The sequence below is a fragment of the Streptomyces sp. MGP-P1 genome (assembly GCF_057766565.1).
The window spans coordinates 1176076-1194866 of the sequence record NZ_JBYMEM010000001.1; the positions used below are offsets into that span (position 1 = coordinate 1176076).

The following is an 18791-nucleotide window of genomic DNA, read 5'->3' on the forward strand; positions in this document are numbered from 1 at the left end:
CTGGGTACGGTCAGGCATCGCGGCGTCTCTCCAGGGCTACGAGTGGGGCGAGGACTACTGGGGGAACGGCGGGCCCTGGGCCCCGTCGTCAAGCTGCCGTCTGCCCCGCGGGGCCGCCCGCCGGGTGACGACGGCAGTTCGACGACAGGACCTAGGTGTGGTGCAGGAGGACGGGCAGCGCGGTGATCCCGTTGCCTATGAAGGTGCGCTCGTGCTCCGTCTCCTCGGGCCTGATGGCGAGTTCCAGCCGGGGGAACCGGTCGAACAGCGCGGGCAGGGCCACTTGGGCCTCCAGCCGGGCGAGATGTGAACCGGGGCAGAAGTGGGCGCCGAGCCCGAAGGCGAGGTGGTCCTTGTCCGCGCGGTCGATGTCGAAGGCGGTCGGGTCCGCGTGGACTCCGGGGTCGCGGCCGTGGGCTCCGTAGCAGATCAGGATGGCGTCACCGGACCGGATGACGATCCCGTCACCGAGGTCGATGTCCTCGACGGCGTAGCGCATGGGCAGATGCATCACCGGGCAGTGGACGCGCAGCGACTCCTCGATCGCGTCGTTCCACCGGTCGGGCCGCTCCCGCAGGGTGCGCAACTGATCGGGGTGGGCGAGGAGTTCACGCACCGTGTGGTCGATGAGGTTGATGGTGGTGGTGCTCCCGCCGCCGAGCATCAGGAGCAGGGTCGATATCAGCTCATGTTCGGTGAGGGGGTCGTTGTCCACCTCTCGGGCGGCCAGGAGGAAGCTGGTCAGGTCCTCCCCCGGTTCCCCGCGTTTGGCGTCGATGAGGGTACGCATCGTCGTCACGAGGTCGTCGTTGATCGCGAGCGACTCCTCCTCGCTGACGTCGGTCTGCCCGACGGCCACGAACAGGTCCAGCACCTCACCGCGCTGCTCGCGCGGCACTCCGAACAGGTCGCAGATCATCTCGGTCGGCACGCGGTAGGAGAAGGCCCGGTGCAGGTCCACGGTCTCGCCGCCGGGCCCCGACTCCAGTTCGTCGAGGAGCCTCGACACGATGGCCCGCACCTGGGACCGCATCGCCTCGACGCGTCGAGGGGTGAACGCCGGCGTGATCAGTCGGCGGAGCCGGGCGTGGTCCCTGCCCTCGGCGGTGGCCATGGAGTCCACGTCCACCCAGGGGGAGAGCCAGGGCACCGATCCCGGCTCGTACTCCGGCACGTTCTTCTTGAGGTTCCGGGAAACGCCGGGGTGCGTCAGCAGCAGCCTGACGACGTCTCCCCGGGTCACCGACCAGGCTCTGACCCCTTCGGGCAGTTCGACGGGGACGGCGGGGCCCATCTCCCGCAGGCGGTCGACCTGTGCGTACATGCAGGGGCCTCCCGAGCTGTCCAGGGCCGTGGTGGCGGGCGCGCTGAAGCCGATCATGTGTCTCCCTTGCGATTGGCTGGTTCATCGAGTCCGGGCCGGATACGGGGCGACCGTCGACGGCGCCCTGACGGCGGCTCGGTGACGGCCCGGTGACGGGCCGTCAGTCGGAGTCGATGCCCTCGGTGAGGCTGCTCCAGAACAGGGCTTCGTAGCCGTGGACCATGCGGGCGGTACGCAGGGCCTCCGTGGGGTCGTCACCCCGGCCCAGACCTTCCCTCAGCACGTCCGCGGCCTGGTCCAGAAGCTCCTGCGGGGTGTCGGCGAAGTAGAGGAAGTGGCCGACCGACACGTCGCTGAAGCCGCACCGCGACCGCAGGGCGTCCGCCGCGCGGGCGTAGTGGCGGCCCGACTCCTCCGCGTTGGCCAGCAGGGCCAGGGCCATGTCGCTCTGCGTGCCGTGGAGCGCGGTCTGCGTCAGATAGGCGGGGTAGGCCTGGGCGAGCGGGCTCGGCTCGTGGGCCGCCAACTGCTTCTCGTCCATGCCGAGCGCGGCGGCGAAGTCGAGGAGCAGCCGCAGTGCCTCCCCCTCGCCCTGGGCCATCGACAGGAAGAGGTCACCGGCCGGCGGGGCGGGGAAGCGGGAAGCCAGCAGGGCGCAACTGCGCAGATCGCTGCGGACCAGGCGGTACAGCTCACCGGCCAGCGTGCCGAGCCTCGCCTCGGGCAGGAGTCCCGCTTCGAGCAGGTCGAGGAACCGGTTGCCGGCCACCGGGCCCGCCATCTGTTGGCGCGCCGACGCGATCAGGTCCGTGACGTAGGTGTCGTACATCGAACTCTCCTTGTCCTCGGTCGGGTTCAGTGGTGCGCGCCGTCCTGCCGGGGCGCCGGGATCTTGCGGCGCAGGTTGCGGCCGGTGGCCGGTCCCGGCTTCGGTTCGGCGATCCAGGGGCCGTCGGTGGAGGGGTCGAGGACACCGTCCTCCAGCCAGCCGAAGCCTCCGTCGAGCACCTGGCGGGCGATCGCCCGGTCCCGGGCGTCGGTGTTCCTCTCCAGTTGTCCGAAAAGCTCCGTGACGCGCAGCCGGGACCGGGCGCAGAAGGCGTCGGCCAACCGGGCGGGGCTTTCGCCGTGTCCGGTCAGGGCTTCGGCGTAGGCGCAGGTGACGGTCATCGCGTACAGCTCGGCCCCGATGTCGACGATCCGCCCCAGCTGCCGCTGCTGGTGCTCGAGTCGGGCGTCCGGCTGTTCCGCGTACGTCCCGACCGACCGGGCCAGTTCGCGTGCGGCCTCCTCGACGAAGCGCCGATGTCCGGTCAGGTGCTCCGGTGCGGCTCCGCGGGCCTCCTGCCGGTCGGTGCCGCCGGCTTCCGCCGACGTCCTGTCCTCGGCGCGGTGGTTCTCGATGACGGACGCGGCGATGAAGGTCCTCAGGGCCTCGGTGGAGCCGTCGAAGATCCGTCCGATCCTCAGGTCCCGCAGCAGTTGTTCCGCCGGCACACCGCGCTCCCCCCGGGCCGCCGCCGACCGGGCCGTCTCGTAGCCGCGGCCGCCGCGGAGCTGCACGAGTTCGTCGGCGACCAGCCACGCCTGCTCCGACGCGTACAGCTTGGCCAGCTCCGCGTCGAGACGGGTGTCGGCGACGCCCAGCTCGGCGAGGCGCCCGGTGACCTCCACCATCGCCTCCAGCGCGAACGCGGTGGACGCGATGAACGACAGCTTCCCCGCGACCGCGTCGTGCTCACCGATCGGCCGCCCCCACTGCACCCGTACCCCGGCCCACTCACGGGCGATCTTCAGGCTCCACTTCGCCGCGGCCGCGCACACGGCGGGGAGCGACAGCCGGCTGGTGTCCTGCGCCGCGAGCGCGATGTCCAGCCCCGCCCCCTCGGCACCGATGCGGTTGCCCGAGGGAACGACGACGTCGTGCAGGCGGATGACGCCGTTCTCCAGGCCCCGGAGACCGAGGAAGGAGCTGCGGTGCTCCACCGTCACCCCCGGGGAGTCGGCCTCCACCACGAACGCGGTCATCCCGCCGGGTCCCGCGCCCGAGGCCGGCACCATGGCCATCACCACGAGCAGGTCCGCGATCACTCCGTTGGTCGCCCAGAGCTTCACCCCGTTGAGCGTGTACGTCCCCGACCCGGGCTCCGGGACGGCCGTGGTGCGCATCCGGAAGGGGTCGTTGCCGATGTCCGGCTCGGTGAGCGTGAACGCCGAGATCTCCCGGACACAGCGCGGCAGGAAGGCCCGCTTCTGCTCCTCGGTGCCGAACAGCGTGATCGGCTGGGGCAGCCCGATGGCCTGGTGTGCCGCGAGCAGTTCGCCGATCGCCGAGTGCGCGGTGGTGACGATCATCAGCGCCCGGAAATAGCACATGCCGGACAGCCCGAGGCCGCCGTACGCCCGGGGGATCCTGATGGAGAGGGCGCCGATGTCCTTCAGCCCCTCGACGACCGCGTCGGGGATGCGGTCCTCCCGTTCGATGAGGTCGCCGTCCACCTTCTGTTCGCAGAAGTCCCGCAGGCGGGCGAGGAACTCCTCGTCCTCGGGCGCGAGACGTCTCGGGTCATCGGAGACGACGGTGAGGAGGCCGGCGCGGAGCCGTCCGAGGAACAGCTCCGCGCCGAAGTCCGACGCCGTCACAGCGCCACCGCGGGCACGGCCTCGATGATCGACAGCGGCCCCGCCGCACCCAGTCGTACGGACCGGACATCGAATCCGGTCTCCTGGAGCATCGCGCGGAACTCGCTCTCGGTCCTCTCCCGTCCACCCGTGTTGACCAGCATGTTCAGGTCCGTGAAGAACATGATCGGCTGGTCCGTGGACGCGGTCTCGGGGAGCACGGAGCCCACGATCAGCAAGGTGGCCGAATCGGGCATCTGGGAGCGGCAGGAGCGCAGCAGCGCCCGGGAGTCCTCGTCGCTCCAGTCCTGGAAGACGCTCTTGATGATGTAGAGGTCGCCGTCCTGAGGGATGTCCTGGAAGAAGTCGCCCGCCAGCGCCTCGCAGCGGTCCGCGACGCCCGCCCGCTTCAGCGCTTCGGGCGCCTCGGCGACGCCGCTCGCGCTGTCGAACACGATGCCCCGCAGATGGGGCTGGGTGGAGAGGACCGCCGCCAGCAGGGTGCCGTCGCCGCCCCCGAGGTCGATCACCTTCTTGGCGTGGGAGAAGTCGTACCCGGCGGCGAGTTGCCCGGCGGCGATCCTCGACTCCTCGCTCATCGCCTCGTTGAACAGCCGGTTGGCATCACCCTGATCGGCGACGTAGCTGTAGAAGTTCTTGCCGTGGACGTGGTCGAACGCCCGCTCCCCCGTCGTGACGGAGTGGCCGAGCCCCTGCCAGGCGCTGAGCAGGATGGGGTGGCAGAACATCCGGGAGAACGCCCGCAGGGAGTCGGGCGAGTCGGAACGCAGCTGGGACCCGACGTCGGTCAGGGCGAAGCGCCCGGGCTCGGGCTCGGTGACCAGCCCGACGGCCGTGAGGGTGCGCAGCAGGCGGCGCAGCGACGGCTCGTGGGTGCCGCTCTCCGCCGCGAGCTCGTCGACGGCGCGCGCCTCGTCCTTGATCAGGTCGGCTATCCCCAGCTCGGCCACCACACCGATCGCGTGGGCCGTCATGTATCCGCCGATCTTCTCGATGAGCGCGGCGCGCAGGTCCATCTTCTCGGCGGAGTCGTTCACGATCTCGGTCATCAGGATGCGTCCTTCGTGGTCGGGCCTCGGCGAGGCCAAAGGGGGTGAGGGATAGGAAGTGAGCGCGGTGGCGGGTTGCCTACGCGTACGGGGGCAGCCCGGCCAGGGGATGCCGGATCCAGACGTTGGGCTCGATGTAGACGGCGTGATCGCGTTCCAGGTCCACCACGACCGGGCTCAGGGCGCCGGCCACTTCGGCGGGGCCGCCGCGGTCCAAAGGCAGCCCGGTCCAGGAGCGCCACTGCGCGAGGCTGCCGGAGATCGTCATGGAGACCGGGCAGACCTTCAGCACCTGGCCGCCCGCGCGTACGTGCACGCGGAGCCAGGGGTCTTCGGGCAGTCCGTCGGGGCGTGTGCGCCGGGCGTACCGGTCCATCGAGAGCTGCGGGTGGCGGTGCTTGAGGCTGGGCCGCACCGGAGCCACCAGATCCCGGAACCCCTCCCGGCGCCCGTGGTCCTTGAGTGCGTCCAGGGCACGTGCGGACAGGTTCTGCGCCTTGCGGCCGGGAACCACGGCGATCTCCATCGCGCACAGGGTGTCCAGGGCGCGGTCCGAGAAGGTGTCGGACATGCACTGGCGGAGCGCCTCGTCCCAGCCCCGGTCGGACAGTGTGTCCGGTTCGCCGTCCCAATTGAGGGGCACGCTGACCGCACGGGCGACGACCGTGCCGTCGTCGTCGAAGAGCACGAGCTGGTGCCGCTTGTGCCGTTCGAAGGCCCAGTGGACCAGCATCGGGTCGGGGGCGATGTACGCGGGCCAGGACGACTCCATCGTCAGCAGGGCCGACTCCAGGTCGGGGCGTTCGGCGAGAGTGGCGACGTGCAGTGCGGCGGTACCGGTGCTGATGGGCATGGCGAATCTCCTGAGGTGAGGTCGTGCCGCAAAAGGTGGCGACGTGCGGGGCCGTGCCGAGGTGATGTGCGGGGCCGTGCCGAGGCGCGCGATGTCACGCCGGCTCGTGACGTCGTACGGCGGCTGGTGGGGGGGCGGCGCCCGGCGACGGCCCGCGTCAGTCGGCCAGTCGGCGCGCGGGCTGCGGGCCGGTGGCCAGGGCCGTACCGTCGTGCGGGGTACGGAGGAGTTCCAGATACCGCGACCGCGGAACCGGGCGGGCTCCGAGCAGCCGCGCGTGGTCGCTGTCGTGCTGTACGTCGATGGCGAGGCCGCCGGCCTCCGCGAAGCGCCGTGTCAGTTCGGCGACGGCGACCTTGCCCGCCCCGCTGCGCAGGGTGAACTGCGAGTCCGCGCTGAAGACCGGGCCGACGCGCACGCCGAAGGTGCCTCCGACCAGCTCGCCGTCCTCCCAGACCTCGACGCTGTGCGCGTAACCGCACGCGTGCAGCCGGCACAGGCTGGCCAGCAGCCGGTCGGTGAGCCAGCGCTCGGAGCGGCCCTCCCGACAGTGGGAGACGACGCGTTCGAAGCAGACGTCGGCGGTGGTCGTCCAGTTCGTCGCGGCACGCAGCTGCCGGCGCAGACTGCGCTGGATGTGGGGCCGGTCCACCGGGATGAGCGGGCGCGGGTCGGGAGAGCACCAGGCGACCGAGAAGGGCTCCTGGGAGCCGGCGAACACTTTCACCCGCCCCGCCGCCACGTCGGGCTCGTAACTCATCTCGTTGAACAGCCGGTGCTCGGGGCTCTCGGCGGGAAAGGGGTACAGCCCCTGGCGATAGGCGCTGAGCAGACCCTGCGGGCTCAGGTCGTCGCCGAACGCCACCGGTCCCTCGGCGGGCGCGCGGGTCAGATCCAGATCCAGTACTTCCCAGGCCGACCAGGGCCGGGGCAGGCTCGCTATCAACATGCCGGCCTCACAGGAAGTCGATGTCGGTCAGATACCGGATGTAGCGGTCGAGCATCTCGCCGTCGACCGGTGGGATCTCGATGCCGCTGCCCCGCAGGGCCTCGTCGACGTTGTCCCGGGTGAAGACCGGGAAGGTCGTTTCGAGGTACATCTCCGCCACGCTCATCACGCCCGTGGCACACCGGTCGATGAAGAGCGGGGCGAACGGGGTCATGGGGTGGTCGGGCTGCTCCACCGCGATCCTGACCACCTCGTCGAGCCATTCGTTCCAGGGCACGTCACGGAGGGTGTGCCCGTGGGCCCGCAGCCGGTCGGTGAGCACGGCGACGTTGACCTTGCCCGGATTGGTGAGGTGGTAGACCTCGCCGGTCGGCAGCCGGCGCCGGGCGATGTGCGCCACGGCCGCGGCGAAACAGTCCACGGGCGTGTAGTCGAGGGGCAGTTCGGCGATCGGAGAGGTGCCGGTGTCCACGATGAACCTCTTCATCGCGCACATCTCGGTGGCCGTGTTCCACGCGCCGGTCTCCCGGTCGCCGGAGATGTCGGCGGCCCGGTAGACGGCCACCGGAAGACCTGCCTCGGCGGCGTTGCGCAGCAGCTCCTCGGCGACCCACTTGCTCTCCACGTAGCCGACGGACAGGTGATCGACGTGGGCGGCGGGCGTCCGCTCGGTGACGTGCCGGACGCCCGCGGTGCCGAAGCCGGAGATCACCGCCATGGTGGAGGTGTAGTGGACGGGGGCATTGCGGTAGCGAGCGGCCAGGCGGATGATCTCGCGCGTGCCGTCGACGTTGGCCGCGCGCATGTGCGTGTAGGGGTAGATGAAGTTGACGAGCCCACCCGGGTGGTGGATGACGTCGACGAGGCCGGCGAGTCGGTCGAAGTCGTCCTCCGAGAGGCCCAGCCGCGGTTCGGCCAGGTCTCCCCGGACGGCGGCTATCCGCCCGGAGGCACGGTGTCCGGCGAGGTCGTCGTCGAAGTAGTGCCGGGCGTTCGCCTGGATCCGGTCCATCGCGTGGGTGTCGCTGTCGGCGCGGACGAGACAGTGCACGGTGGCGTCGGTGGTGGCCAGCAGCTCACGCAGCAGATAGACGCCGAGGAACCCGGTGGCGCCGGTGAGGAAGATGTGGGCGGGCCGGTCCCAGGAGGCGGGGGCGGCCGGTGACCGGTCGACCGGGACGTCCAACACGGTCTCGGCGGCGAAGTCCACGGCCTTCGCGTCGTCGCCGGAGAAGGTTCCGGCCCTGGCCGACTCGACGGCGGCGGCGAAACCGCGCAGGGTCGCGTCGTCGAGCAGCAGCCGGATCAGCGGACGGACCTGGGTGATCATGATGCCCAGGGAGGCCCGGACCTTGGCGAGGAGCTGGGCGGCGAGGATCGAGTTCCCGCCCAGTTCGAAGAAGTTGTCGTACGGTTCCACATGGTCCGTGCCGAGCACCTGACGCCAGATTCCGGCCACGGCCCTTTCGATCACGCCGGACGGCTGCTCCGGGTCGGTCGCGGGAGGGGTCGGTCGCGGCGTCGCACCCGCCATCGGATCGGGCAGGACGTCGTGGTCGACCTTGCCGTTGGTCTTCACGGGCATGTCGAGGAGCCGCACGAACGCGGACGGCACCATGTAGCCGGGGAGCCGATCGGCGACGAAGGCACGTAACTCCCGCGGGCCGAGCGCCTCCCGGTCGCCGGTGGTGGCCGCCTCGACGTAGTACGCGGCTATCTCGGACTCGCCGCGACGGCTGTACGTCTTCACCGCGGCGTCCGCGACCCCCTCGTGCGCTGCGAGGACGGCCTCGATCTCCTCCGGCTCCACGCGGAAGCCCCGCACCTTGATCTGGCGGTCGGCCCGCCCCACGATCTCCAGGTCTCCCTCGTGCGTCCAGCCGCCGAGATCCCCGGTGCGGTACATCCGCGCCCCGGCCCGCTCGGCGTGAGGATCGTCCAGGAACCGCGCCCGCGTCGCCTCGTCCGTCAAGTAGCCCAGGGCCACACCGGGTCCGGAGATGTACAGCTCGCCGTGGCGCCCCGGCGGGACCGGGCGCATGTCCTCGTCCAGGACGTGGACGACCGTGCCCGGCAGAGGTCGTCCGATGGGGGCCGGGCCCCGGTCGGCCAGTACCTGCGGCGTGATCTCCATCGTGCAGGAGGTGATCGTCGTCTCGGTCAGTCCGTACGCGTTCACCAGGCGCGAGTTCGGCAGGAGGCGCAGCGCGGTCCTGCAGTCCTCGGCGTGGACGGCGCTGCCGCCCACGATCGTCAGCCGGACCGGAAGCCGCGCCGGCTTGTTCGCGAGCTCGGACAGGAAGGTGCGCCAGTACGAAGGGGTCAGGTCCATGACACTAATGCGGCGCTCGATCAACTCGTCCGCGAGTTCACTCGGGGCCCAGGGGCGATCGGGGAGGACGAGTGTCGCCCCGTTCAGCAGCGCGACGAGGATCTGCTCGATGGAGGTGTCGAAGGTGACGGAGGCGAACTGCAGTACCCGGTCCGCCGGACCGATTCCGTAGCGCTCGTTGATCTCGTCGAAGAGGTGGGCGAGCGACGCATGGGCGACCCTCACGCCCTTCGGAGCCCCGGTGGAGCCCGACGTGTAAATGATGTACGCGCAGTCCGCTCCCTCCGCCGCCGCGTGTTCGGGGACGTACGCCGCATGTTCGCGGGCGTACTCCGGGTCCGGGGAAATCGCTCCGCCGACTGCGTCGACCCGCAGAACCGGCAGGTCGGGCACACCGAAGCGATCCGGGCCGCCCGGTCCGGTGAGAACGGCGGCACAGCCCGTCTCCTCCAGGAACGCCGTGACGCGATCGGCGGGCAGGCCCGGCTCCAGGGGCAGATACACCGCACCCGCCTTCAACGTGGCGAGCAGGGACGCCACCAGGCCGATCGACCGCTCCTGATGGACCATGACCACGGACCCCCTGCCGACACCGTGGGATCGCAGTCGGCCCGCCAGCCGGGCGGCGAAGGAGTCCAGTTCGGCGTACGTGATCCGCACATCTCCCTGCTCCACCGCGATCGCGTGCGGCAAGGAGGCGGCTCGCCGTGCGAATCGCTCGTGAACCAGCGTCTTGCTGTTGTTTTCCATGGGTCCCCCTCGATCAATAGCGCGGGCACATCCGGTAAAGCATCAGCAGCACCACAGGAATGGCGACTTCTTGAGATCTCACTCCGTTTCGGAGCATGAAAAGGGCACGCGAATCGCATCGCGTTTCGTTGCTCTTTCCGGCCAGGGAGTGGAATGAGGATCGGCAACCGGTCCGATCACGCACAGGCGGCGGAGGACGCGGGTCCGTCAGCTCGCCGGCGTTGCTCGGGGCTCTGTTCGACGCACGCCTGAGTTCTCCCCGAGCCGGATGGACACCATCGCACGCTTCCCCCTCCGCAGACCTGCGCATCCGTCCGGCGGACACGCCAAACGAGCAGGTACCCATAGGGGGTTGGGGTATCTCTAGGTGCTCGTGTCACCCCCCGTATGAGCAACCTCGCCCCAGGAAGCTAACTGATCAAGCGCCGCTTGGCAACGTCTCAGCCACACGAGAGTATGACCGGCGCCTATTCCCTAGCCTTGCGCCGAGAACAAAGCGCGAGGATGCATGTCGCAAACGGGACATACAAACCAGATTTGCGAGTGAGTGGCGATTCCACCATGCGAGACCGCTATTCAGCGACGCGTCACGGGGTCGCCGCCGATACGACATAAACGACCGGAGCCGCCGGGTCGGTCATATTGACCGTGATGTTCTGGGTGGGGCGCGGCTTCTTGTTGCTGTGCGTGGTGCCGGCCCAGTCCTCGCCCGGGCCGAAGGACCAGCCGGTGATCTTGATGTCCCGGGGGCTGATGTTGATCGAGTCCGGCTCCAGCGCCGCGCGGCCGGTGCCCACCCCGCTCAGGAAGCGGTCGAGACCGGCGGAGGTCGTCCGGAACTTCGCGTACATCCGGCTGGCTTTCCAGTTGTTCGTCTCGTAGTACTGGACACCCTGCCCGTTGCCGGGGATCGGGATCTCGAAGATCCGGCGCTGCATCTTGGAGGGCCAGCCCTCCCGGAGGCCCACGGCGGCCGCCTCGGCCTCCTTGTCCTGGCCCGAGCGGCGGCTCTGACCGGCCGAGATCAGCAGGTAGCCGGCCGGGATGCCGATCAGCAGCACGATGATCGTCGCGGTGATGAAACGCCGCTTGAACACATGCCGCCGGTCCTCGGGCGGCTTGCCCTCGCCGTCGCCCGGAGACTCCGACTGGTGCGGCACCACGGGGTGCTCGGCTGCGATCATGATCAGGTGGTCCTCAAGGTGCTGCGGTGACGGCGTACTGAAGGGTGGACGCCAGAACGGGCGGCTGCGGTTCAGTCAACGGTCCGGGTGGACCGCGTGTTGCGGATGGTGCTCGCCGCCTGGTCGTAGATCTGGGCGTACCGCTCGTACCGCTCGACGCGCCGACGGTTGGCCCGGCGGAATCGGCGGGCGACCAGCCGGGCCAGGTCCGCGGCGCCGACCATACCCGCCTCGGGGCCGAGCTGCGCCTTCGCGATCCGGGCCTCGGGGCGGTAGCCGCGGCCGGTGAGGTGACGCCTGAAGGCGTCCCGGGCGGGATTGATCAGCAGGTCGTCGGCGGCGCTGACGCCGCCTCCGATGACGAAGCAGGAGGGGTCGAGCGCCGCGGCCAGATTGGCGATGCCGATGCCGAGCCACTGGCCGATGTCCTGGAGCAGCTCGATGCACATCGCGTCGCCCTCGCGGGCCAGTTCGGTGATGAGCGGGCCGGTGATGTCGGGGATGTTGCCCTTCACCCGGTCCAGCAGGTAGTGCGCCACCGGGGAGTCGGCGGCGGCCAGCTCCCTGGCCTCGCGGACCAGGGCGTTGCCGGAGCTGTACTGCTCCCAGCAGCCCCGGTTGCCGCACGGGCAGCGGTGGCCCGAGGGCACGACCTGCATGTGGCCGAACTCACCGGCCACGCCGTACTTGCCACGCTTGACCTGGCCGTCCTCCAGGATCGCGCCGCCGATGCCCGTACCGAGGGTGATCATGACGAGGTGGTCCTCGCCGCGACCCGCCCCGAAGCGCCATTCCGCCCAGGCGGCGGTGTTGGCGTCGTTGTCGACCATGACGGGGACGACCAGGCGGGACGCGATCGCGTCGCGCAGGGGCTCGTCGCGCCAGGCGAGGTGCGGGGCGAACAGCACCTTGGAGCGGTCGGCGTCCACCCAGCCCGCCGCGCCGATGCCCACCGCGTGGACGTCGTGGCGGTCGGAGAGGTCCAGGACCAGCTCGACGATGGTGTCCTCGACGACCTTGGGGCTCTTGGACTTGTCGGGCGTCTCGGTGCGGAGCTGTTCCAGGATGTTGCCGTCGGCGTCGACGACGCCCGCCATCACCTTGGTGCCGCCGATGTCGATCCCGACCGTGGGGACCCGGGGGGCGGTGAGGTGCGAGCGGCGTTCCTTGGTGCCGACGGTCTTGAGGACGGTGGCGCGGGCGGAGCCGCGGTGTGCGAAGTCGCGGTACGTGCTCATCGTCCCTGCGGGGTCTGGGGGGCCGGGCCGCTGTCGCGGCCGGCGGCGGACGGCGCCCGCCGGGCTCGATTCTGCCACTGCCCGGCCCCGGGGGGCCGGTGGGCGGGGTCGGCCGCGCCGGGGCGGTCGCCGCTCAGGGAGTCCCGTCCTTCGCGCCGTGGGCGCCCGGGAGGGTGGGGGTCGGGGTGCGTTCCAGCTCGTGGCTGAGCTCCTCCAGCTCGCTGCCGCCCGCCATCTGCCGGGTCAGCTCGTCCAGCGTGACGTCGTCCTTGGTGTGGCTGCCGGACATGGCGCCCCGCTTGAGGAGGATGAAGCGGTCTCCGACGAGGTGGGCGTGGTGCGGGTTGTGCGTGATGAGGACCACGCCGAGGCCGGCGTCGCGGGCGGCCGCCACGTACTTGAGGACCACGCCGGACTGCTTGACGCCGAGGGCCGCGGTCGGCTCGTCCAGGACCAGGACCTTCGCGCCGAAGTAGACGGCGCGGGCGATGGCCACGCACTGGCGCTCGCCGCCGGACAGGGTGCCGATGGGCTGGTCGACGTCGCGCAGGTCGATGCCCATGCGGAGCAGTTCGGTACGGGTCGTCTCGCGCATCTTCCGGACGTCGAGGCGCTTGAAGGGGCCGACGCCGACCGTGGGCTCGGAGCCGAGGAAGAAGTTCCGCCAGACCGGCATCAGCGGCACGACCGCGAGGTCCTGGTAGACGGTGGCGATGCCCCGGTCCAGGGCGTCGCGCGGGTTGGCGAGAGCGGTCTCCTCGCCGTCGATCAGGAACCGTCCGGCGTCGTGCCGGTGCAGCCCCGCGATGATCTTGATGAGGGTGGACTTGCCGGCGCCGTTGTCCCCGAGGACGCAGGTGATCTGACCCGCGTGGACCTCCAGCGAGACGTGCTCCAGGGCCTTGATGTTCCCGTAGAACTTGGACACGTCGTCCAACTCGACCAGCGGTCCCGCGGTCGCTCCGGCGGGGTCTTCAGGGGTGGCCGTCATGCCGTCGCCTCCGCGCGCTTGCGCACCCACGCGTTCAGCAGGGTGGCCAGGAGCAGCATCGCTCCCAGGAAGAATTTGAACCAGTCCGGGTTCCACTCGGCGTACACGATGCCCTTGCTGGTCATGCCGAAGATGAAGGCGCCGACGGCCGAGCCGATCGCGGAGCCGTAGCCGCCGGTGATCAGACAGCCGCCGATGACGGCGGCGATGATGTACGTCAGTTCGTTGCCGACGCCCTCGCCGGACTGGACGACGTCGTAGCTGAAGAGCAGGTGCTGGCCGGAGACCCAGGCGGCGAAGGCGACGCCCAGATAGAGCCCGATCTTGGTGCGGATGACGGGGACGCCGACCGCGCGGGCCGCGTCGGCCTCGCCGCCGACGGCGAAGATCCAGTTTCCGAAGCGGGTACGGAGGAGGATCCAGGTGGCCACGCCGACGAGCGCCGCCCACCACAGGATCGTCACCTTGAACTCGACGCCGCCGAGGGTCAGCGTCGAGGCGAACAGCGCGCGGGCCGAGTCGAAGCCCTCCATGTCGCCGATGGCCTTGGTCGAGACGGTGCCGCTGATGAGCTTGGTGAAGCCGAGGTTCAGACCGGTCAGCATCAGGAACGTGCCGAGCGTGATGATGAAGCTCGGCAGTTTGGTGCGGGTCAGCATGAAGCCGTTGAACGCGCCGATGGCGAGCGTGACCAGCAGCGACACGAGGACGCCGACCCAGACGTTGGCCGTCATCTGGTAGCTGAACATCGAGGAGATCAGCGCGGAGCTGGTCACCATGACCCCGGCGGAGAGATCGAACTCGCCGCCGATCATCAGCAGGGCGACCGGCGCGGCCATGATGCCGAGGACGGAGGCCGCGTACAGCACGGTGCCGAGGCTGGATGCCTGGAGGAAGCTGTCGGCGACGATCGCGAAGAAGAGGAAGACGGCTGCCGCGCCGACGACCGAGCCGAGTTCGGGGCGGCCGAGCAGCTTGCGCAGCGGTGAGGTGCGCACCAGCCGCTCGTCCACCTTCGCCGGCGTCTCCGGTGCGGCGGTGGAGCCGCTCATCGGGTTCCCCGCTTGGTGAAGTCGGCCAGGGCGTCGGCGTCGTCCTTGGTGATGATCTGCGGGCCGGTGAGGACGGGCAGGCCGCCGCCGAGGACGTTGCGGTTGGAGCGGTAGAGCCAGAGCAGGTCGACGGCCTCGTAGCCCTGGAGGTAGGGCTGCTGGTCGACGGCGAAGCCGAGCTTGTCGCTCTGGAGGCCGGTGGCGACCTTGGCGTTGAGGTCGAAGGTGTCGATCTCGGCCTTGCTGCCGGCGGTCTGCTTGGCCTGGACGGCGGCGTCGGCGAAGGGGGCGCCGAGGGTGACGACCGCGTCGATGCTCTTGTCGGACTGGAGCTTTGCCTCGATGGACGCGGTGACGTCGGGCATGTTGGTGCCGTCGACGTACAGGTTCTGCATCGTGCCGTCGAAGGTCTTCTTCGCCCCGGCGCAGCGCTGCTCGTGGCCCACGTTGCCCTGCTCGTGCAGGACGCACAGGGCCTTCTCGCGGTCCCGGCTGTTCAGCTCGTCGCCGACGGCCTCGCCGGCGATCGACTCGTCCTGGCCGATGTGGGTGAGCGCGCCGAACTCCTTGGACTCCGCGGAGCCGGAGTTCACGGTGACGACCGGGATGCCCGCCTTGACGGCCTTGGCGACCACGGCCTTCATCGCGTCCGGCTTGGCCAGCGAGACGATCAGCCCGTCGACCTTCTTGTCGATCGCGGTCTGGACGAGCTGGGCCTGCTGGTTGGCCTCGTCGTTGTGCGAGTAGAGGAAGTTGATGTTGTCCTTGAGGGCCGCCTGCTCGGCGCCCTTCTGGACGATGTCCCAGAAGGTGTCGCCGTCGCCCGAGTGGGTGACCATGGCGAAGGTCCAGCGCGGTGTGTTCACCGCGGCCCGTCCCTCGGCCGCGGCGGCCGCGCGCTCCTCGGCGCGCTTGCCGCCGGTGCTGCTGCATCCCGTGAGGGAGGCGCCCAGCACCACTGCCAGCACGGCGCCCATCGCGCGTACCCCTGTCCGAACCCTTGCCACGACGCCGTGCCCTTCTACTGCTGCTCGCTGTGCTGCTTGACGGGGCCGGGGAGCGTACGGTCCCGGCCCGGCTGCCCAAGTATCCCCGAGGCCCGCCCGCTCCCGCCCGGCAGGGCCGGTGGGGGCGCGTCCTTCGGTGCAGCGAGTTCTAGTCGCGCCACATGTTCACGTCAACCGTTTGTCCGAGCATGCTTACGTGGCGGTTGGCGCGGCGCCCACCTCTTCAGCCCGTCCGCGGGTTCGGATACCGCTCAGGCGCGTACCAGGAGCTGGAACTCGAAGGCGTACCGCTCCGCGCGGTAGACGTGCGAGCCGAACTCGACGACCCGGCCGGTGTCGTCGTACGTCGTGCGCTCCATCGTCAGCAACGGCGCGCCCACGGGCTCCGCCAGCACCCGCGCCTGCCGGTCGTCCGCGGCGCGCGCGCCGACGGTCTGGCGGGCACTGTGCAGGGTGACGCCGGACGCCCGCATCAGCCGGTAGAGGCCGGTGGACTCCAATTCCTCGGTGAGCAGCGGCAGCAGCCCGGGAGGCAGGTGGTTGCGCAGGAGGGCCATCGGTTCGCCGTGGGCGCTGCGCAGCCGCTCCACGAGGTGGACCTCGCTCCCCTCGGCGACGCCGAGCGCGGCGGCGACCTCGGCGGTGGCCGGTTCCGTGGTGTTGCGCAGGACGCTGGTGGCGGGGCGCTGGCCGGCCGCCTCCAGGTCGTCGTAGAGCGAGCTGAGCTCCAGCGGGCGGCGGACCTTGCTGTGGACGACCTGGGTGCCGACTCCCCGGCGGCGGACCATCAGGCCCTTGTCGACGAGCGACTGGATGGCCTGGCGGACGGTCGGCCGGGACAGGCCGAGGCGGGCTGCGAGGTCGATCTCGTTCCCGAGCAGGGCGCCCGGGGCCAGCCGGCCCTGCTCCACGGCGGCCTCCAGCTGCTGTGCCAGCTGGAAGTAGAGCGGCACCGGGCTGGTGCGGTCCACGCTCAGCGGCAGCGGCGGGTCGGATCCATGTGCGGTCACGGGGCGAGCGTAGTTCGCTTGTCCGGACAAAGCCATGGCGTACCGGGGCGGGGAGCCGCCGATCGGTGCGGCCGCCATTTGTCAGGACAAACGCTTGACATGATGACCGGGCGAACGTCACCTTGGGGCCCATGCGCATCGGACTGATCGGAACGGGACGGATCGGCACATTCCATGCGGAGGTGCTGAGCCGTCACCCCGCCGTGGACGCCCTGTTGCTGGCGGACGCGGCCCCGGAGCGGGCGGCCGGAGCCGCGGCGCGGACAGGGGGACGGCCGTACCGGTGGACGACCTGTTCGCCGGACAGGACGCCGCCGCCGGGGGCCCGCCCGACGCCGTGGTGATCTGCTCGGCGACCTCGGCCCATGCCGGGCTCATCGCCCGCGCCGCCCGCGCCGGACTGCCCGTCTTCTGCGAGAAGCCGATCGCCCTGGACCTGCCGGGCACCCTCGCCGCGCTCGCGGAGGTCGAGGCGGCGGGCAGCGTGCTCCAGCTCGGCTTCATGCGCCGCTTCGACGCCGGGTACGGCGAGGCCAGGGCCGCCGTACGGGAGGGAAGGCTCGGCCGGCTGCACACCGTGCGCGCTATCAGCTCCGACCCGGCCCCGCCGCCCGCCGCCTACCTCCCGCTCTCGGGCGGGTTGTACCGCGACTGCCTGGTCCACGACTTCGACATCCTGCGCTGGGTGACGGGCCGCGAGGTGAGCGAGGTGTACGCCGTCGGCTCGGACTCCGGACCCGCGATGTTCCGGGACGCCGGGGACGTGGACACGGCCGCCGCCCTGCTCACCCTCGACGACGGGACGCTCGCCACCGCCACCGCGACCCGGTGCAACGGAGCCGGGTACGACGTACGGATGGAGCTGGCCGGCGAACGGGACCAGATCGCCGTCGGCCTGGACGACCGTACGCCGCTGACCTCGGCCGAGCCCGGTGGTCCCGGCGCACCGGCCAAGCCCTGGCCGGGGTTCCTGGAACGGTTCGCCCCGGCGTACGAGGCGGAACTTGACGCGTTCCTGCGGGTGGCACGCGGCGAACTGGCCAATCCCTGCGACGGGCGGGAGGCCCTGCACGCCCTGCGGATCGCCGAGGCGTGCGAGGTCTCCCGCCGCGAACACCGGCCGGTGGCGATGACGGAGATCCCCGGCGGCTGAACCGGCCCCCGGTCGGCCCTCACCAGCCGACCGGAGGGGCCTCACCAGCGCACCGGCAGCCTCCGCGCTCCGCGCATCAGCAGACCGGGCAGCCAGTCCGGCTCGCCCCCGGACGGGTCGCGGGCGAGACCGGGGCAGCGTTCCAGCAGCGCGCCTATCGCGATGCGGGCCTCCATGCGGGCGAGCGGTGCGCCCAGGCAGTAGTGCGCGCCGTGGCCGAAGCCCAGGTGCCCCTGGGGTTCGCGGCGGATGTCGAAGGTGTCCGGGTCGGGGAAGCGGCCCGGGTCGCGGCCGGCGGAGGCCAGGGCGATGAGGACCGGCTCGTCGCGCGCTATCACGGTGTCGCCGATCGTGACCGGCTCCCGGGTGAAGCGCATGGTGGTGGTCTCCACCGGTCCGTCGTAGCGCAGCATCTCCTCGACGGCGTTGTCGAGCAGCCCCGGGTCGGCGCGCAACAGGGCCAGTTGGTCGGGGTGGTCGAGCAGGGCACGGACCCCGTTGGCGATCAGATTGACGGTGGTCTCGTGACCGGCGACCAGCAACAGGAAGGCCATGCCGACCAGTTCGGCGGAGGAGAGGCCCTCGCCGTCCTCCTCCCCGGTCCGGATCAGCCCGCTCAGCAGGTCGTCGCCGGGCGAACGGCGTTTGTTCTCGATGAGTTCGACGAGGTAGGCGCCCATCGCACCGGCCGGGTCGGCGTCCCGCTGCTCCGGGGTGGGGGTGACGATGCCGCTGGAGAGTGTCCTGAAGGCGTCCCGGTCGAGGTCCGGGACGCCGAGGAGTTCGCAGATCACGGTCATCGGCAGCGGGAAGGCGCGCGCGTCCACCAGGTCCGCGGAGCCCCGGGGCGCCATGGCGTCGAGGAGGTCGCCGGTGATCTCGGTGACGCGCGGACGCAGCGCCTCGATGCGCCGGGCGGTGAACTCCCGGCTGACGAGCCGCCGCAGCCGGGTGTGGTGCGGGGCGTCCAACTCCAGCATGTTGGCGCTGAGTACGGCCTCGGAGGCGGTCCAGCGTCCGGTGGACCGCCAGTCCTTGCCGAGTCGCGGGTCGGCCAGAGCGGCGCGGCCCTCCGCGTAACCGACGACCAGCCAGACCCGCTCCATCTCCTCGGTGCGCACGGCGTGCACCGGCCCCTCGGCCCGCAGCTTCGTGAAGTACGGATAGGGGTTCGCGGTGAAGTCCGGCAGGTCGCGCAGATCGAGCACAGCCATGGTGGTCAGCCCCTCTTCCGTTCCGGTCCGTTCCGGTCCGTT

At 70.8% G+C, this 18791-nt stretch carries 14 protein-coding genes and 1 pseudogene; 1 reads left to right on the forward strand and 14 read right to left on the reverse strand.

The genetic code is table 11. The annotated features are described in order from the left end of the window. Window positions 1-151 precede the first annotated feature (151 nt). The 13 genes from AC3CH1_RS05300 to AC3CH1_RS05360 all read right to left on the reverse strand — a co-directional run bounded on the left by AC3CH1_RS05300 (window position 152) and on the right by AC3CH1_RS05360 (window position 16382). Window positions 152-1381, reverse strand: coding sequence for a cytochrome P450 family protein (locus tag AC3CH1_RS05300; RefSeq protein ID WP_488461783.1), 1230 nt, complete (start codon window positions 1379-1381; stop codon window positions 152-154). 103 nt (window positions 1382-1484) lie between these two features. Further along, window positions 1485-2153, reverse strand: a complete 669-nt coding sequence (locus AC3CH1_RS05305) for a thiaminase II/PqqC family protein (RefSeq protein WP_488461784.1) — start codon at window positions 2151-2153, stop codon at window positions 1485-1487. A 26-nt stretch (window positions 2154-2179) separates the two neighbouring features. Continuing rightward, a complete protein-coding gene (locus AC3CH1_RS05310; RefSeq protein ID WP_488461785.1) occupies window positions 2180-3967 on the reverse strand; it encodes an acyl-CoA dehydrogenase family protein in 1788 nt (595 codons plus the stop codon). Then, window positions 3964-5016, reverse strand: a complete 1053-nt coding sequence (locus AC3CH1_RS05315) for a methyltransferase (RefSeq protein ID WP_488461786.1) — start codon at window positions 5014-5016, stop codon at window positions 3964-3966. Before AC3CH1_RS05315 ends, AC3CH1_RS05310 begins: the two co-directional genes overlap by 4 nt. A gap of 79 nt (window positions 5017-5095) precedes the next feature. Beyond that, window positions 5096-5869, reverse strand: a complete 774-nt coding sequence (locus AC3CH1_RS05320; protein WP_488461787.1) for an N-acetyltransferase — start codon at window positions 5867-5869, stop codon at window positions 5096-5098. A 157-nt stretch (window positions 5870-6026) separates the two neighbouring features. Next, the gene (locus AC3CH1_RS05325) at window positions 6027-6818 is read right to left on the reverse strand and encodes a leucyl/phenylalanyl-tRNA--protein transferase (protein ID WP_488461788.1); all 792 of its coding nucleotides are present in this window, start codon (window positions 6816-6818) and stop codon (window positions 6027-6029) included. 7 nt (window positions 6819-6825) lie between these two features. Further along, entirely contained in the window at window positions 6826-9900 is a 3075-nt protein-coding gene (locus tag AC3CH1_RS05330) for a non-ribosomal peptide synthetase (RefSeq protein ID WP_488461789.1), read from the reverse strand. A gap of 587 nt (window positions 9901-10487) precedes the next feature. After that, window positions 10488-11084, reverse strand: a complete 597-nt coding sequence (locus AC3CH1_RS05335) for a hypothetical protein (RefSeq protein WP_488461790.1) — start codon at window positions 11082-11084, stop codon at window positions 10488-10490. 71 nt (window positions 11085-11155) lie between these two features. Continuing rightward, window positions 11156-12322: an ROK family glucokinase gene (locus AC3CH1_RS05340; protein ID WP_488461791.1), complete on the reverse strand. Its 1167-nt coding sequence runs from the start codon at window positions 12320-12322 to the stop codon at window positions 11156-11158. A gap of 133 nt (window positions 12323-12455) precedes the next feature. After that, window positions 12456-13313, reverse strand: a complete 858-nt coding sequence (locus AC3CH1_RS05345) for an ATP-binding cassette domain-containing protein (RefSeq protein ID WP_488461792.1) — start codon at window positions 13311-13313, stop codon at window positions 12456-12458. Continuing rightward, the gene (locus AC3CH1_RS05350) at window positions 13310-14365 is read right to left on the reverse strand and encodes an ABC transporter permease (RefSeq protein ID WP_488461793.1); all 1056 of its coding nucleotides are present in this window, start codon (window positions 14363-14365) and stop codon (window positions 13310-13312) included. The genes AC3CH1_RS05345 and AC3CH1_RS05350 overlap by 4 nt, the downstream gene beginning before the upstream one ends. Continuing rightward, window positions 14362-15372, reverse strand: coding sequence for a sugar ABC transporter substrate-binding protein (locus AC3CH1_RS05355; protein WP_488461794.1), 1011 nt, complete (start codon window positions 15370-15372; stop codon window positions 14362-14364). The genes AC3CH1_RS05350 and AC3CH1_RS05355 overlap by 4 nt, the downstream gene beginning before the upstream one ends. A gap of 251 nt (window positions 15373-15623) precedes the next feature. Then, the gene (locus AC3CH1_RS05360) at window positions 15624-16382 is read right to left on the reverse strand and encodes a GntR family transcriptional regulator (RefSeq protein WP_488461795.1); all 759 of its coding nucleotides are present in this window, start codon (window positions 16380-16382) and stop codon (window positions 15624-15626) included. A 131-nt stretch (window positions 16383-16513) separates the two neighbouring features. On the opposite strand from AC3CH1_RS05360, the pseudogene AC3CH1_RS05365 reads away from it, so the two are divergent. Then, window positions 16514-17535: pseudogene (locus AC3CH1_RS05365) on the forward strand (Gfo/Idh/MocA family protein). Window positions 17536-17576: 41 nt separating this feature from the next. On the opposite strand, the gene AC3CH1_RS05370 reads toward AC3CH1_RS05365, so the two are convergent. Next, window positions 17577-18749, reverse strand: a complete 1173-nt coding sequence (locus AC3CH1_RS05370) for a cytochrome P450 family protein (protein WP_488461796.1) — start codon at window positions 18747-18749, stop codon at window positions 17577-17579. Window positions 18750-18791: the final 42 nt, after the last annotated feature.